The sequence below is a fragment of the Streptomyces sp. P9-A2 genome (assembly GCF_036634175.1).
GTDB classification, from domain to species: Bacteria; Actinomycetota; Actinomycetes; order Streptomycetales; family Streptomycetaceae; genus Streptomyces; species Streptomyces pratens.
Genome location: NZ_JAZIFX010000001.1, coordinates 1529949 through 1545523 on the forward strand (window position 1 = coordinate 1529949; position 15575 = coordinate 1545523).

Annotated in this window: 12 protein-coding genes; 1 reads left to right on the top strand and 11 read right to left on the bottom strand. The window is 70.9% G+C overall.

Features of this window, described 5'->3' with window-relative positions; genetic code table 11:
• Positions 1 to 12 precede the first annotated feature (12 nt).
• The 11 genes from V4Y04_RS06905 to V4Y04_RS06955 all read right to left on the bottom strand — a co-directional run bounded on the left by V4Y04_RS06905 (position 13) and on the right by V4Y04_RS06955 (position 13194).
• Entirely contained in the window at positions 13 to 1032 is a 1020-nt protein-coding gene (locus tag V4Y04_RS06905) for an ADP-ribosylglycohydrolase family protein (RefSeq protein WP_332426407.1), read from the bottom strand.
• Positions 1029 to 1748 (bottom strand): NUDIX hydrolase, encoded by a 720-nt coding sequence (locus tag V4Y04_RS06910; protein ID WP_332426408.1) that lies wholly within the window; start codon positions 1746 to 1748, stop codon positions 1029 to 1031. The genes V4Y04_RS06905 and V4Y04_RS06910 overlap by 4 nt, the downstream gene beginning before the upstream one ends.
• A 63-nt stretch (positions 1749 to 1811) precedes the next feature.
• Positions 1812 to 2894, bottom strand: a complete 1083-nt coding sequence (locus V4Y04_RS06915) for a pseudouridine synthase (protein WP_332426409.1) — start codon at positions 2892 to 2894, stop codon at positions 1812 to 1814.
• Between the two features lie 21 nt (positions 2895 to 2915).
• Entirely contained in the window at positions 2916 to 3569 is a 654-nt protein-coding gene (scpB, locus tag V4Y04_RS06920; protein WP_332426410.1) for an SMC-Scp complex subunit ScpB, read from the bottom strand.
• Positions 3566 to 4807 (bottom strand): segregation and condensation protein A, encoded by a 1242-nt coding sequence (locus V4Y04_RS06925; protein ID WP_332426411.1) that lies wholly within the window; start codon positions 4805 to 4807, stop codon positions 3566 to 3568. Before V4Y04_RS06925 ends, scpB begins: the two co-directional genes overlap by 4 nt.
• 18 nt (positions 4808 to 4825) lie before the next feature.
• Positions 4826 to 5392, bottom strand: coding sequence for a hypothetical protein (locus tag V4Y04_RS06930; RefSeq protein ID WP_332426412.1), 567 nt, complete (start codon positions 5390 to 5392; stop codon positions 4826 to 4828).
• On the bottom strand, positions 5377 to 6504 hold the full coding sequence (locus tag V4Y04_RS06935) for a ParA family protein (protein ID WP_332426413.1): 1128 nt from the start codon (positions 6502 to 6504) through the stop codon (positions 5377 to 5379). Before V4Y04_RS06935 ends, V4Y04_RS06930 begins: the two co-directional genes overlap by 16 nt.
• 535 nt (positions 6505 to 7039) lie before the next feature.
• Positions 7040 to 8164, bottom strand: a complete 1125-nt coding sequence (gene ald / locus V4Y04_RS06940) for an alanine dehydrogenase (protein ID WP_332426414.1) — start codon at positions 8162 to 8164, stop codon at positions 7040 to 7042.
• A 158-nt stretch (positions 8165 to 8322) separates the two neighbouring features.
• On the bottom strand, positions 8323 to 10380 hold the full coding sequence (locus V4Y04_RS06945; protein WP_332426415.1) for a tetratricopeptide repeat protein: 2058 nt from the start codon (positions 10378 to 10380) through the stop codon (positions 8323 to 8325).
• 422 nt (positions 10381 to 10802) lie between these two features.
• Positions 10803 to 11438, bottom strand: a complete 636-nt coding sequence (locus V4Y04_RS06950) for an NUDIX hydrolase (protein ID WP_332426416.1) — start codon at positions 11436 to 11438, stop codon at positions 10803 to 10805.
• 109 nt (positions 11439 to 11547) lie between these two features.
• Complete coding sequence (locus V4Y04_RS06955; RefSeq protein ID WP_332432733.1) at positions 11548 to 13194, bottom strand: CTP synthase; 1647 nt, start codon at positions 13192 to 13194, stop codon at positions 11548 to 11550.
• 528 nt (positions 13195 to 13722) lie between these two features.
• Between V4Y04_RS06955 and V4Y04_RS06960 the strand changes: the two genes are divergently transcribed.
• A complete protein-coding gene (locus tag V4Y04_RS06960) occupies positions 13723 to 15525 on the top strand; it encodes a glycoside hydrolase family 15 protein (RefSeq protein WP_332432734.1) in 1803 nt (600 codons plus the stop codon).
• Positions 15526 to 15575 lie beyond the last annotated feature (50 nt).

Here is a 15575-nt window from a genome sequence, read left to right on the forward strand (position 1 = left end):
GGGCGCTCCCCCTCAGAGGTCCCAGAGCGCTCCCAGGGCCAGCAGTTCGTCCCGGTACTCGATGCGGTCGGCCCAGGCGTCCGGCCAGGCGTCCGCGCCGAGGTGGGCGCCCGCGAAGGCACCCGCGAGGCAGGCGATGGAGTCGGAGTCGCCGGAGGTGCAGGCGGCGCGGCGCAGGGCCGTGAGCGGTTCGTCGACGAAGAGCAGGAAGCACAGCAGTCCGGTCGCGAGGGCCTCCTCCGCGATCCAGCCCTCCCCGGTCGCCAGGCACGGATCGGTCTCCGGCGAGACGGTGTGGACGGCGCGCCGGAGGCGTTCCAGGATCTCCAGGCACTCGTCCCAGCCGCGCGCGATGAAGTGCTCGGCACTGGGGTCCCCCGCGCGGGTCCACAGGTCGCCGAGCCACACCTCGTGGTAGCGGGTGCGGTTCTCGTAGGCGTAGGAGCGCAACAGGCCGATCAGTCCGGTCGGTTCGGCGCCCTCGGCGAGCAGGCGTACGGCGTGGGCGGTGAGGTCGGAGGCGGCGAGCGCGGTCGGGTGCCCGTGGGTGAGGGCCGACTGCAACTGGGCGGCACCCGCGCGCTGTTCCTCGCTCAGCCCGGGGGCGAGCCCGATGGGAGCGACGCGCATGTTGGCGCCGCAGCCCTTGGAGCCGACCTGACTGGCGTCCTGCCAGGGGCGGTCCTCCTCGGACAGCAGGTGGCAGGCCTTCAGGCAGGTGTTGCCGGGCGCCCGGTTGTTCTCGGGCGAGCGGTACCAGTCCACGAACTCCTCGCGCACCGGCCGTTCCAGCCGCTTCGGGGCGAGCCGTCCCCGGTCCATCGCCGTGCGCAGTCCGCGCCCCAGTGCCAGCGTCATCTGGGTGTCGTCGGTGACGATCGCCGGTTTCGGCAGGTCCATCCCCCGCCACGGTCCGAACTTGGTGAGGATCGAGGGGACGTCGTTGAACTCGGTGGGGAAACCGAGCGCGTCCCCGAGGGCGAGTCCGGTGAGCGCGCCCGTGGCGGCGCGCTTGGTGACGACGGTGTTCATGCGGAACGTCCTTCCGGGGCCGGCCGGAGCAGCGGCGGATGGAGGGCGGTGGCGGTGCCCGCCCGGTAGAGGGCAGCGGGTTTGCCCCGGCCGCCGGTGAGGCGTGCGGCACCCGGGACCGGTTCGACGAAGCCCGCGGAGGCGAGCACCTTGCGCCGGAAGTTGGGCCGGTCGAGCGTGGTGCCCCATACGGTCTCGTAGACCTGCCGCAACTCGCCGAGAGTGAACTCGGGCGGACAGAAGGCGGTGGCGAGGCAGCTGTACTCGAGCTTGGCCCCGACGCGTTCCCGGGCGTCGGCCAGGATCCGGTCGTGGTCGAAGGCGAGCGCCCGCGCGGAGCCGTACGGGACCCAGCGTGCCTGCGCCGCGTCGCCGCCCCCGTGCGCTTCGGGAGCGTCGGGCAGCAGCGCGGTGAACGCGACGGAGACGACCCGCATCCGGGGATCGCGGCCGGGTTCGCTGTAGGTCCGCAACTGCTCCAGGTGCAGTCCGGACACGTCCGTCAGTCCCGTCTCCTCGGCGAGTTCACGCCGGGCGGCGGTCTCCGCCGACTCGTCCGGCTGCACGAACCCGCCCGGCAGCGCCCAGTGGCCCGCGTAAGGCTCCTCCCCTCGCTCGACGAGCAGGCCGTGCAGTACGCCCGCGCGGAGCGTGAACACGGCGAGGTCGACGGTGACGGCGAAGGGCTCGTAGGCGTACTTGTCGTAGCCGCCCATGACCCGCACCCCCTTTTATAGTCAGGTCGACTATAAAAGGGGGTGCGGGTCCTTCACAAGGCCTTAGAGCTCGACTTCCTGCATCAACATGCCGACCTCGGTGTTCGACAGCCGGCGCAGCCAGCCCGACTTCTGGTCGCCCAGGGTGATCGGCCCGAAGCCGGTGCGCACCAGCTTGTCGACCGGGAAGCCCGCCTCGGCGAGCATGCGGCGCACGATGTGCTTGCGGCCCTCGTGCAGGGTCACCTCGACGAGGTAGTTCTTGCCGGTCTGCTCGACGACGCGGAAGTGGTCCGCGCGCGCGTAACCGTCCTCCAGCTGGATGCCGTCCTTCAGCCGCTTGCCCAGGTCGCGCGGGATCGGCCCGACGATGTGGGCGAGGTAGGTCTTCTTCACCCCGTACCGCGGGTGGGTCAGCCGGTGCGCCAGCTCACCGTGGTTGGTGAGCAGGACGACGCCCTCGGTCTCGGTGTCGAGCCGGCCCACGTGGAACAGCCGGGTCTCGCGGTTGGTGACGTAGTCGCCGAGGCACTGACGCCCCTCGGGGTCCTCCATGGTGGAGACGACACCGGCGGGCTTGTTCAGCGAGAAGAACTGGTAGGACTGGGTGGCGACGGTCAGCCCGTCCACCTTGACCTCGTCCTTCGCCGGGTCGACCCGGCGGCCCTGCTCCAGCACGATCTCGCCGTTGATCTCGACCCGCGCCTGCTCGATCAGTTCCTCGCAGGCGCGCCGGGAACCGTACCCCGCGCGGGCGAGGACCTTCTGCAGCCGCTCGCCCTCCTGCTCGGCGCCCGGGAAGGTCTTCGGGGGCCTGACGTCCTTCTTCTCCGCGTACCGGTCGCGGTTGCGCTCCTCGATCCGCGTCTCGTACTCGCGCGAGCGGCCCGGAAGCGTACGGCCCCCGCCGCTCTTCCGCCCGGGCCGGGAGCCCTGGGAGGAGCCGCCGGACCGCTTGGCGCCGGCGCCGGCGCCGGTGCGGCCGGACTTCGGGCCCTCCTTGGTGGCTTCGGGCCCCACGTCGTAGCGGCGCTCCTCCGGGCGGGGCCGGCTGGGGCGGCCCTGCCCCTGCTGCTGGTCCCTGTTGCCGCCGGAACCGCGGGGGTTACCGCGTCCGCCGCTCTTGCCGCTGCCGCTGCTTCGCATCACATTTCCGTTGTCGTCGTTTTAGGCGTATCGGTCGGATGGACCGTCGTCCGGGTCCGGGGCGTCCGGATCGAACGACGGTACGGCTTCCTGGGTCTCGGCCTCGATCGCCTCCGCCTCCGGGAGGAAGGGCGCGAGCTCCGGGAGCTCGTCCAGACCACGCAGGCCCATCCGCTCCAGGAAGTAGTTCGTCGTCGTGTACAGGATCGCACCTGTTTCGGGTTCCGTGCCCGCCTCCTCGACCAGACCGCGCTGCAGCAGGGTGCGCATGACCCCGTCGCAGTTCACTCCGCGCACGGCGGAGACCCTGCCGCGGCCGACCGGCTGGCGGTAGGCGACCACGGCGAGGGTCTCCAGGGCGGCCTGGGTGAGCCGGGCCTGTCGGCCGTCCAGAACGAAGCCCTCGACGGCCGCGGCGTACTCGGGCCGGCTGTAGAAACGCCAGCCGCCGGCGACGTGCCGCAGCTCGAAGCCGCGTCCCTGGACGGTGTACTCGTCGGCCAGCGCACGGAGCGCGTCCGCGACCTGCCGCCCGGGCCGCTCCAGGATCTTCGCCAGTTGCTCCTCGGTCGCGGGCTCGTCCACGACCATGAGAACCGCCTCCAGCGCGGGCCTGAGATCGAGGTCCGCGACGGTGCGCGGCTCCATGGGAAGACCGGCTGTGTCCTCGCTCACGTCCTGCTCACCCCTTGTCCTCCATCGGGCGGCTCTCCCGGTACTTCGGGCGGTCGGTCGAACTCGTCGGTGACCGTGGGGGCCTCGCCCCCGTCACCGCCGGTCCAGCGCACGGTCAGCTCGCCGAGCGCGGTCTCCTGGTCGAGGGCGACGGCCTTCTCCCGGTACAGCTCCAGGAGTGCGAGGAACCGGGCGACGACGGTCAGGGTGTCGTCCGTGTCCTCGGTCAGGGCCCGGAAACTCGCCTCGCCGAGCTCCCGCAGCCGCGCGACCACGATCCCGGCCTGCTCCTGCACGCTGACCAGCGGCGCGTGGATGTGGTCGACGTACACCTGCGGCTTGGACCTGGGCTGCATCGCCTTGACGGCGAGCCGGGCGAACCCCTGCGCGCCGATGCTGATGACGACCTCGGGGAGCAACTCGGCGTGGTGCGGTTCGAGCCCCACCGTACGGGGGTGGCGCCGGGCCTCCTCGTCCAGCCGCAGGCTGAAGATCTCCGCGATCCGCTTGTACGCGCGGTACTGGAGCAGGCGGGCGAACAGCAGGTCCCGGGCCTCCAGCAGGGCGAGGTCGGCCTCGTCCTCGACCTCGGCGGCGGGCAGCAGGCGGGCCGCCTTGAGATCGAGCAGCGTGGCCGCGACGACCAGGAACTCGGTGGTCTCGTCCAGGTCCCAGTCGGGTCCCAGCGCCCGGATGTACGCCATGAACTCGTCGGTCACCTTGGACAGCGCGACCTCGGTGACGTCCAGCTTGTGCTTGGAGATCAGCTGAAGCAGCAGGTCGAACGGTCCTTCGAAGTTCGACAACCGGACCTTGAACCGGCCGTCGTCCTCCTCGGCCGTCTCTGCCGTCTCGGCCACTTCGGATCCCGCGGGCGCCTCGGTCTCCGCTGTCTCCTCGGCCGTCCCGGCCGCGCCGGCCCCCGGGTTCCCCTGAGCACGCTCCAGGTCGTACGCCATGGCACCGGAGTCCACCGCGGGTACCGTCCCGGGCCCAGCCGGCCTGCCGTCCGTCCCGGGGCCCGCGGGTACCGTCCCGGGCGCCGGACCGGTGTCCGGGCCCGGTACGTCGTCCCGGCCGGCCGGTGCGGGAGGCGCGGCCGTGGGCTCCGCCTCCGCCTCGGCGTCCGCGTCCACGGGCTGCGGGGCCGACGGCGCGCCTCCCGGTCCCCGCCCCAGCGCGCGACGGCGTCCGGGCCGCGGGCCGCGGCCCGCGGCGGGGGTGTCGTTCGAGGTCATGACCTCCGCAGGCTACCGCTACCGTCCGCGCAGACGTCGTACGAGGATGCTGGCGTCTCCGCGGGATTCCAGGTCGGCCAGGACCACGGCGACCGCCTCTCGGACGATCCTGCCCCGGTCGACGGCCAGTCCGTGCTCGCCCCGGAGGACCAGACGGGCGTGCTCGAGGTCCATGAGCTCCTCGGCGGACACGTACACCGTGATCTTCTCGTCGTGCCGCTCGCGGCCGCTGGGCCGGCGTGCCGCCGCCCTTCCGCGCTTGTGCGGGGCCGCTTCCGCGGCCGGCCCCTCCGGTGCCCCCTGCCTTCGCGCGGAGCGCTCCGGCGCGCCACGGCTGCGGGACTCGCCCGCTTCGGCCGGTTCCGCGTCCGTGGCGACGTGCTCGGCGCCCTCGCCGTCACCGCCCTGCGCGGGCACCGACTGCGGAGCGTCCTCCTGGGCCGCGGCCGCGTCGCTCTCCCCCGCGGGAGCGGGGATCCGGCCCTCGCCATTGGCCTGGCGCCTGGGCGTGGACGCCTGGAGCGCCATCCCCCCTGTCGTACGGAAGAGTTCGTCGGCCCCGGGCAGACTCACTCGGCGGGACACCGGGCGAGCACCTCCCTGGCAAGCTGGCGATAGGCGGCGGCACCGACGGAGTTGGACGCGTACGTGGTGATCGGCTCACCGGCGACGGTGGTCTCCGGGAAGCGGACCGTACGGCCGATGACCGTGTGGTAGACGTGATCGTCGAAGGCCTCGACGACACGCGCGAGCACCTCACGGCTGTGCACCGTGCGCGAGTCGTACATCGTGGCGAGGATCCCGTCGAGTTCCAGCTCGGGGTTGAGCCGCTCCTGGACCTTCTCGATGGTCTCGGTCAGCAGGGCCACACCGCGCAGTGCGAAGAACTCGCACTCCAGCGGCACGATCACCTTGTGCGCGGCCGTCAGCGCGTTGACCGTGAGCAGGCCGAGCGAGGGCTGGCAGTCGATCACGATGTAGTCGTAGTCGTCCAGGAGCGGCTTCAGCGCGCGCTGCAGTGTCGACTCGCGGGCGACCTCGGAGACCAGTTGGACCTCGGCCGCCGACAGGTCGATGTTGCTGGGCAGCAGGTCCATGTTGGGGACCGCCGTCTTCAGCAGCACCTCGTCGGCCGCCATGCCCCGCTCCATGAGCAGGTTGTAGACGGTGAGGTCGAGTTCCATCGGGTTGACACCGAGTCCGACCGACAGCGCGCCCTGCGGGTCGAAGTCGACGAGCAGCACCCTGCGTCCGTACTCCGCGAGCGCGGCACCCAGGTTGATGGTCGACGTCGTCTTGCCGACGCCACCCTTCTGGTTGCACATCGCGATGATCTTCGCGGGGCCGTGGTCGGTCAGCGGGCCCGGGATCGGGAAGTACGGCAGCGGGCGTCCGGTCGGGCCGACGCGCTCACGGCGCTGACGGGCCGCGTCGGGCGCGAGGGTGGCCGCGTACTCGGGATCCGGCTCGTACTCGGCGTCGGGATCGTAGAAGTGCCCCTCGGGCAGTTCGTCGTAGTCGGCGAAATGGTTGTGGGGCGCGCCACTTCCGTCGCCGGCCAGGGCGTTCACGTGATGGCCATCCATGCTCTGGTGTGCAGTGGGAGTCGCCTGCTGGTTCCGTTGGGGTGCGAAGGCGCGCACGGCGACGGAGCCGACAGGAGCGAGCCCCGCGCGACCTCGCCCCCGTGCAGTCATTCCTGGGTGACCACCCCCGGGAGTAAATGTCGACTCATTCACAAGTCGTCTTACCTCCTTGGTGACCAGGAAACTTCTAGACAGGTCAGCGTGGCATCATGCCGACGGTTGGCGACTCTATGGCGTGTCGGCGGTCCGCAGCAACACAATCCGCCGGACCCGGCCCGATGTGTCGACAATGAAACATCCCTCTGTCAAGGGCGTACGGCCGTCGCACGGCAGGTTTCACCGGTGTGCGAATCGGTGGAAGGGGTACGTTCGAGGCGAGTTGCCCCTGATTCGTGAAGTGACCATACACACATCTCGCCGCGTCTGATGGGCAAGGTGGGTCCGGATGCATGACGTTGACGAAAGAAGTTGACGTATCGCCTTTGCCGGGAGGTGACTTGGTCGACTTAACGCCCGGAGGCGGCCTCCGGGCCTCGGATCCGGGGCGGTGACCCTTCGGGAGAGCCCGGGACGTGACCCTTCGGGAGAGGGCCCGGGACGGCGTCCGGACGGCGCCTCCCCGGACCGGTCGGGCTGCTCGGCCGGCTCAGCCGAGCAGCGTGGCGAGTTCGACGTGTTCCAGGCCGTGGGCCGCGGCGACCTCCTGGTGGACGACCTCGCCGTCATGCGCGTTGAGGCCCTTGGCGAGCGCGGGGTCGCGGCGCAGTGCCTCCACCCAGCCGCGGTTCGCGAGTTCGACGATGTAGGGCAGCGTGGCGTTGGTGAGCGCGTAGGTGGAGGTGTTGGGCACGGCGCCGGGCATGTTGGCGACGCAGTAGAAGACCGATCCGTGGACCGTGAAGGTCGGCTCGGCGTGCGTGGTCGGACGGGAGTCCTCGAAGCAGCCGCCCTGGTCGATCGCGATGTCGACCAGGACACTCCCGCTCTTCATCCGCGAGACGAGGTCGTTGGTGACCAGCTTCGGCGCCTTGGCACCGGGGATCAGCACGGCACCGATCACGAGATCGGCCTCGACGCAGGCCTTCTCCAGCTCGAAGGCGTTGGAGACGACGGTCTGGATCTTCGTTCCGAAGACCCGGTCGGCCTCACGGAGCTTGTTGACGTCCTTGTCGAGCAGGGTCACGTGGAAGCCCATGCCGACGGCGATCTGCGCGGCGTTCCAGCCGGAGACACCTCCGCCGACGACGACGGCCCGGCCGGCCGGCACCCCGGGGACCCCGCCGGGCAGCACGCCTCGGCCGCCGCCGGCCCGCATCAGGTGGTAGGCGCCGACCTGGGCGGACAGCCGGCCCGCGACCTCGGACATGGGGGCGAGCAGCGGCAGGGCGCGGCCGGGCAGCTCGACGGTCTCGTAGGCGATCGCGGTGGTACCGGAGGCCAGGAGGGCGTCCGTGCACTCCCGGGAGGCGGCCAGGTGCAGGTAGGTGAAGAGGGTCTGGTCCTTGCGCAGCCGGTGGTACTCCTCCGCGACGGGCTCCTTGACCTTCAGCAGCAGGTCGGCGGCGGCCCACACCTCGTCCGCGGTGTCGAGTATCTGCCCGCCCGCGGCGATGTACTCGCCGTCCGGGATCGAGGAGCCCGTGCCGGCACCGTGCTCGATGACGACCTGATGGCCGTGGCGCACCAGCTCGTGCACGCCGGCGGGGGTGATGGCCACCCGGAACTCGTTGTTCTTGACCTCGTGGGGGATGCCGACCTTCACGTCGATCACGGTCCTTGGCTCGGGGATGCGTTCGGGGGCATTTCGGGGGTGTGAGGCAGTTCCGCGCATACCCGGTCATACGCGTGCACACCGGAAGAGGCCGCGGAAGATGGTGCGACAGAGGCCATCCCTATGAAGGTATCTCCGCCGTGCAGCCTTGCAAAGTGTTAATTTTCCACAAAGGGGCTGCTTGTTTCGTAGGTACTGCCTTCTTGTTTCGGGTCGATTCCAGGCTCCTGGGCCTCTTCTCCCAGCATCAGCTCCGCCGAGCTCCGGTGCAGCGCGGCCGACGTGGGGTCGCCCAGGTGCTCGAAGGTGTCGGCGAGCCGCAGGTGCAGCGCGGCCTGCAGCCGGGCGTCCTCGGCCCGCCGGGCCCACTCCACCGCCTCCCGGCAGGTGCGCAGTGAATCCTCGGGACGGCCCGCGTACTCCTGGACCCGGGCCAGTTCGCTCAATGCGCGCGCCTGGGCGGCCAGATCGCCGTTCTTCCGGTGTCCGGCGACCGCCGCCCGCCAGTTGCGCAGCGCCTCGCCGTAACGGCCGGCGTAGGTGTGGGCGGCGGCGATCCGGCCGTACAGGCGGGCGGCGTCCGCGCGCTCGCCCTGGGCGAGCCGCTCGGCCAGGGCCCGGCCGAACCAGTCGGCGGCCCGGTCGAAGTCGCCGAGCTCCAGATGGGCGCCTCCCACGGATTCCGTCGCACGCCCGGTCGCGTACGGATCGTTCGCCGCACGTCCGGCGTCCAGCGCGGCCCGGTAGCGCGCCAGCGCGTCGGCCGTGCGGCCGGTACGGGCGTCGAGGTCGCCGAGGTTCAGCAGGGCCGCGGCCTGCTCGCGGGGAAGGTTCCGGCGCTCGGCCACATCGAGGACCAGGTGGTGGATGCCGTAGAGGTCGCCTGCGGCGGCCCGGGTCCCGAAGTGGGCCACCATGGCGCGCACCAGCTGGGACATCAGGCGGCGGGCCAGGGTGTCCAGCGTCCCGTCGGCGACCGCGAGGCGGGCCGAGGCCAGCAGGGCGGGCCTGCGGACGCGCAGCCAGTCGGCGGCGTCGCGAGGGCTCGGGAAGCGCAGGGAGCGCGGCATCCCCAGGAGTTTCTCGCGCGCCTGAGGGCTGTCGGTCTCGGTGATGGCCCTGCACGACTGGAGCAGCCGCACGGTCCGTTCCAGCATGCGGGCGCGGGCCAGCTGGAGCTCCCCGGGCCGTTCGTGGGCCTCGGCGAGGCCTTTCAGCAGGGGGTGCAGGCAGCCGGGTACCTCGTACTGCGGCAGCGAGGTCCCCACGGGGTGCAGCAGACCCACGGAGACGAAGTCCTCCAGGATGGTGCGCGCGCTGCCCACCGAGCATCCTGCGAGCGCGGAGGCGGTGTGCGGGTCGGCCAGGCCGGCCGGGGCGAGGCTCAGCAGGCGCAGTATCCGGGCGGCGGGCGCGGGCAGCTCGTCGTGCACCAGCCGCAGGGCACGGCCGGTCACGGTGCCCTCGTCGGCTCCGGCGCGCAGTTGCCTGGCGAGGTCGGCGACGGCGGTCTTGGGCCGGGCGGCGAGCCAGCCGCCGGCCAGGACCAGGGCGGCGGGCTGCCCCTGGCACTGTTCGGCCAGGCCCTCCGCGGCCCGCGGGTCGACGGTGATGCGGACCGAGCCGGCGATCCGGGACAGCAGCTCCACGGCGGACTTGGTGTCGAGGCCGCCGAGGGTGCAGGGGCGGACGTCGGAGATGCCGGTCAGCGGGCCCTGGGAGATGGCGACCACCAGGCAGTCCGGGTTGTCCGGCAGCAGGGCGTCGACCTGCTCGGCGTCGGTCGCGTCGTCCAGCAGGAGCAGCGTCCGGCGACCGGCCAGGGCGGTTCGCAGCGCCTCGACGAGATCGTCCTCGTCGGCGCCGGCCGGGGTGGGCACCTCGAGCGCGTCGAGCAGTTCCCGCACGGAGCGCTCGACGGGTACGCGCGTGCCGTCGGTCTCGCTCAGCCGGGCGCGCAGCACCCCGTCGGGGTAGCGGTCGGCGACCTGGCGGACGAGTTCCTCACCGAGCGTCGTCCGGCCGGAGCCGGGCCGGCCCGCGATGAGCAGCACCCGGGCGCGGGGGGCCTTGCGGCCGGAGAGGGTGTCGAGTCCGGCGCGCTCGATGTCGGCCCGGAGCTCCTTCAACTCCCTGGTGCGGCCCAGGAATCGGGTCTCCGCGGCAACGTCGCGGGAGAGCCGCGCTCCGTCCGTGTCCACCGCCTGGTCCGTCACGGGCCACACTCCCGTCCCACCGCACGCGCAAGCCCGCCGGAACTCCGGACCGGGCGTTTTCCAGAGCCTAGTTCACGCTCTGCTACGTTCCGTGTGGAGCACGGCGGGCACATCCCCCGATCGGATCAGCCGATGGTCACATCACTAGGGCGTGTTTCGAGCGTGGGGGAGCATCCAACTGCAAGGCGGAGGAGCGCGTCGATGCGATGGGGGTCCCCCTGCTCGAAGAGCTCGGGGGAGGGCGTGCCCACCCCCGCGTCTACGGGATGATCCGCCGGACAGGCCCTGGAAGCGTCCTGAAGATCTTGAAATCACGCCCGTCCTGCGCCGGTTCATGCCGATTGACATTTACCGGCGATCCGGCGTGAACCGGGCGGTCCGAGCAGGATCTTCAGCAGTCTTCCAGGGGACACCGGGGTGGTTCAGGCCTCGAACGGGCGGGCAGGCCACGGCGCCCCGGCCGGACGCAGCGCGTCGAAACCGTCCCCGTCCCGCGCGGCGACGAGCGAAAGCACGCCCACCACCAGGCAGTTGTTGTGCAGCTCGCCGGCCAGCACGCCGCGGACCAGGTCCGTGACGGGCACCCGGGCCAGTTCCATGTCCGCCTCTTCGTCCTCGACCTCGAAGCGGTCGCCGTCGGCCTCGGAAAGACTCCGGGCCAGGAAGATCCGTACGGCCTCGTCGCAGCCGCCGGGGGTGGTGTAGACGTCGGTCAGCACCCGCCAGTCCTCGGCCTTGACGTGCGCCTCCTCGTACAGCTCCCGCTGGGCGGCGTGCAACGGGTTCTCGCCGGGAACGTCCAGCAGGCCGGCCGGAATCTCCCACAGCTTGTGGCGCACGGGGTGGCGGTACTGGCGCAGGACCAGGACGCGGTCGGCGTCGTCGAGGGCGAGGACGGCCACGGAGCCGGGGTGGACCTGGTAGTCACGGTGGACCACGGTCCCCTCGGGCATGACCACGTCGTCGGTGCGCACGGAGGTCTTGTTGCCGACGAAGGGCGTCCTGGTGGCCCGGACCTCCCACTCCTCCGGGGTGTCCTGGACGGTCGTTCCGGTCATTGAAGTCCTTCCCAGACATGCAGGCCGTACAGGTGTACTGGCGCACAGCGGCGGCCGGGGCGCTCGCCGATCGAGGGTTTCGCGCCCCGGCAACCGTACAACCGGTGTGCTACTTCGAGATCTTCCGCTCGACCGCGGCCTTGACGAGGCCCGCGAACAGCGGGTGCGGACGCGTCGGACGCGAGCGCAGCTCCGGGTGCGCCTGGGTCGCGACCAGGTACGGGTGGACCTCGCGCGGGTACTCGACGTACTCGACGAGCTTGCCGTCCGGGGAGGTGCCGGAGAAGACGATGCCGGCCTTCTTCTCCAGCTCCGCGCGGTAGGCGTTGTTCACCTCGTAGCGGTGCCGGTGGCGCTCCTCGACGTACTCCTTGCCGTCGTACACCTCGCGCACGATCGAGCCCTCGGCCAGCTTGGCCGGGTACATGCCGAGCCGCATCGTGCCGCCCATGTCGCCGTCACCGGCGACGATGTCGAGCTGCTCGGCCATGGTGGAGATGACCGGGTGGGAGGTCGCCGGGTCGAACTCGGTGGAGTTGGCGTCGGAGATGTCCGCGAGGTTGCGGGCCGCGTCGATCACGATGCACTGCAGGCCCAGACAGAGACCGAGCAGCGGAATCCGGTTCTCCCGCGCGAAGCGGATCGCACCGACCTTGCCGAGCACCCCGCGGTCCCCGAAGCCGCCGGGGATGCAGATGGCGTCGACGTCACCGAGCTGCGCCCGGGCGTCGGCCGGGGTCTTGCAGTCGTCGGAGGTGACCCACTTGATCTTCACCCGGGCCTTGTTGGCGAAGCCGCCCGCGCGCAGCGCCTCGGTGACCGAGAGGTAGGCGTCGGGCAGGTCGATGTACTTGCCGACCAGGGCGAGGGTGATCTCGTGGTCGGGGTTGTGGACGCGGTCGAGCAGGTCGTCCCAGGTCGTCCAGTCCACGTCCCGGAAGGGCAGGTCCAGCTTGCGCACGACGTAGGCGTCCAGGCCCTCGGTGTGGATGACCTTGGGAATGTCGTAGATCGAACGAGCGTCGGGGCAGGCGACCACGGCGGCCTCGTCGACGTCGCACATCAGCGAGATCTTCCGCTTGATCGCGGTCGGCACCTCGCGGTCGCAGCGCAGCACGATCGCGTCCGGCTGGATACCGATGTTGCGCAGCGCCGCGACCGAGTGCTGGGTGGGCTTCGTCTTCAGCTCACCCGAGGGACCGATGTACGGCAGGAGCGAGATGTGGACCACGAACACGTTGTCGCGGCCGACCTCGTGCCGCACCTGGCGGACGGTCTCCAGGAACGGCAGCGACTCGATGTCGCCGACCGTGCCGCCGACCTCGGTGATCACGACGTCGACCTCGTCCGTCGCCATGCGGCGGATGCGGTGCTTGATCTCGTTGGTGATGTGCGGGATGACCTGCACGGTGTCGCCGAGGTACTCGCCGCGCCGCTCCTTGGCGATCACGGTCGAGTAGACCTGGCCCGTGGTGACGTTGGCGGAACCGTCCAGGTCACGGTCGAGGAAGCGCTCGTAGTGCCCGATGTCCAGGTCGGTCTCGGCGCCGTCGTTGGTGACGAAGACCTCACCGTGCTGGAAGGGGTTCATCGTGCCCGGGTCGACGTTGAGGTACGGGTCGAGCTTCTGCATGACGACGCGCAGACCGCGGGCCTTGAGCAACATGCCGAGGCTGGAGGCGGTCAGCCCCTTGCCGAGCGAGGAGGCGACACCCCCGGTGACGAAGATGTGCTTGGTCGTCGTGGATTTGGGCATGGCCAAGAGGGGGCTCCCGTGGTCGCGGTCTGAGAGTGCGGGGCGATCGGCCGTCGGAGGATTCCGACGGCGCCGTCGCTGCGGTTCGGGGGTGCCCTTTTTTGATTTCCCCTCCGGGGAAGGGGCCCACCGGTCCACGGGCTACCAGCGTATCAGCGCCGCGGGACGATGCCGTCCGGGCACGCTCCGCACATGCGCGGGCACCCGTCCGTGATCCGCCACACGTCCCACACCCCTTGCTCACCCGTTCGGCGGATGCGCTTTCCCCGGAGCGGCACACAGACCGTCTGCCTGCGTCGTATCCTGCTCGGACACCCGCTGGCGAGCCCGGCCGGCCGAACGACACCACCCCGCCCGTCTCACCGGAACAACACAAGCTCGTCAGTTCGTTGAGTAACAATGGGCGTTTCGCATTCACGACTGAGCGACTGCTTTGCTTCGTCGCTCAACAACGCATTTCAAGAACCCCTTGACCGCACCAGCGACAACCCCTCGCGGGGTGACGTGGCCGTTCGACTGGAGTTGCACGTGGCCGGGCGCATCGAAGATTACGCACTCATCGGAGACATGCAGACCGCTGCCCTGGTCTGCCGGGACGGCACGGTGGACTGGCTGTGCCTGCCCCGCTTCGACTCGCACGCCATCTTCGCCGGCCTGTTGGGCACCGAAGAACACGGCTTCTGGCGGATCGGCCCGGCGCATGCTCCCGATGCCCAGCCGCCGGCCGCGACCCGGCGCGGCTACCGCGGCGACTCGCTGATCCTGGAGTCCGAGTGGGACACCGGCCGCGGCACGGTCCGGGTGACCGATTTCATGCCCCCGCGCGACGGCGCTCCGCAGGTCATCCGCATCGTGGAGGGCGTCTCGGGCCGCGTGCCGATGCGCTCGGCGCTCCGGATGCGTTTCTCCTACGGCCGGGTGGTGCCGTGGGTGCACAAGCACGAGGGACGCACGGTCGCCGTCGCCGGCCCGGACTCCGTCTGGTTCGACACGCCCGCCGAGACGTACGGGCAGTCGCTGACGACGTACTCGGACTTCACGGTGGCGCCGGGCGACCGGATCACGTTCACGCTGTCGTGGCAGCCCTCGCACAAGGAGCCGCCGCCGCTGCCGGAGCCGGAGCAGTCGCTGGAGGCGACGGAGGAATTCTGGCGGGAGTGGGTGGAACACTGTACGTACCACGGCCCCTACCGTGAGGCCGTGATCCGCTCCCTGATCACGCTGAAGGCCCTCACCTACGCCCCGACCGGCGGCATCGTCGCCGCGCCCACCACCTCCCTGCCGGAGGACATCGGCGGCGTCCGCAACTGGGACTACCGCTACACCTGGCTGCGGGACGCGGCGATCACCCTGTCCTCGCTGCTGCGCACCGGCTACCGCGAGGAGGCCCGTGCCTGGCGCGAGTGGCTGCTGCGCGCGGTGGCCGGGGACCCGGAGAACCTGCAGATCATGTACGGCATCGCCGGTGAGCGCGAGCTCGGCGAGGCGGAGCTGGACTGGCTGCCCGGCTACGAGAACTCGGCCCCGGTCCGGGTGGGCAACGGAGCGGCGCACCAGCTGCAGCTGGATGTGTACGGCGAGGTCACCGAGGCCCTGCACCTGGCCCACATGACCGGCCTGGCCCGCAACGACTACGCGTCCCTGCTCCAGCTGAAGCTGATCCAGTACCTGGAGAAGCACTGGCAGGAGCCGGACGAGGGCATCTGGGAGGTCCGCGGCCCGCGCCGCCACTTCGTGCACTCCAAGGTGATGGCGTGGGTCGCCGTCGACCGCACCATCAAGCTCATCGAGTCCGGCGACGCGGACGGTCCCCTGGAGCGCTGGCAGCAGCTGCGCGACGACATCCACCGGGACGTGTGTGAGAAGGGCTACGACAAGGAACGCAACACGTTCACGCAGTCGTACGGCTCGAAGGAGCTGGACGCCGCGCTGCTGCTGATCCCGCAGATGGGCTTCCTGCCGCCGGACGACAAGCGGGTGATCGGCACCATCGAGGCGATCCAGCGCGAGCTGTCCACCCCGGACGGCTTCATCCTGCGCTACCCGACGGAGGGCTCCGACGAGGGTGTCGACGGGCTGCCGGGCGACGAGGGCGCGTTCCTCGCCGTCTCGTTCTGGATGGCCGACGACCTGGCGATGATCGGCCGTGTGGACGAGGCCCGCAAGCTGTTCGAGAAGCTGCTGTCCCTGCGCAACGACCTCGGCCTGCTCGCCGAGGAGTGGGACTCGGTCAGGCAGCGCCAGGTCGGCAACTTCCCGCAGGCCTTCAGCCACGTCCCCCTCATCGACACGGCCCTGCGCCTGACGGCGTCGGGGGCGTACGGGGGCTGAGCGGTCACGCTGTGGTCCGCCGGGCGGGTCCGGTCCGTCCGGCGGAGGTG

Excerpts from the sequence above, each read along its gene's own strand:
- V4Y04_RS06905 (WP_332426407.1), bottom strand. The coding sequence starts at position 1,032 with ATGAACACCGTCGTCACCAAGCGCGCCGCCACGGGCGCGCTCACCGGA.
- V4Y04_RS06910 (WP_332426408.1), bottom strand. The coding sequence starts at position 1,748 with ATGGGCGGCTACGACAAGTACGCCTACGAGCCCTTCGCCGTCACCGTC.
- V4Y04_RS06915 (WP_332426409.1), bottom strand. The coding sequence starts at position 2,894 with ATGCGAAGCAGCGGCAGCGGCAAGAGCGGCGGACGCGGTAACCCCCGC.
- V4Y04_RS06925 (WP_332426411.1), bottom strand. The coding sequence starts at position 4,807 with ATGACCTCGAACGACACCCCCGCCGCGGGCCGCGGCCCGCGGCCCGGA.
- V4Y04_RS06935 (WP_332426413.1), bottom strand. The coding sequence starts at position 6,504 with ATGACTGCACGGGGGCGAGGTCGCGCGGGGCTCGCTCCTGTCGGCTCC.
- V4Y04_RS06950 (WP_332426416.1), bottom strand. The coding sequence starts at position 11,438 with ATGACCGGAACGACCGTCCAGGACACCCCGGAGGAGTGGGAGGTCCGG.
- V4Y04_RS06955 (WP_332432733.1), bottom strand. The coding sequence starts at position 13,194 with ATGCCCAAATCCACGACGACCAAGCACATCTTCGTCACCGGGGGTGTC.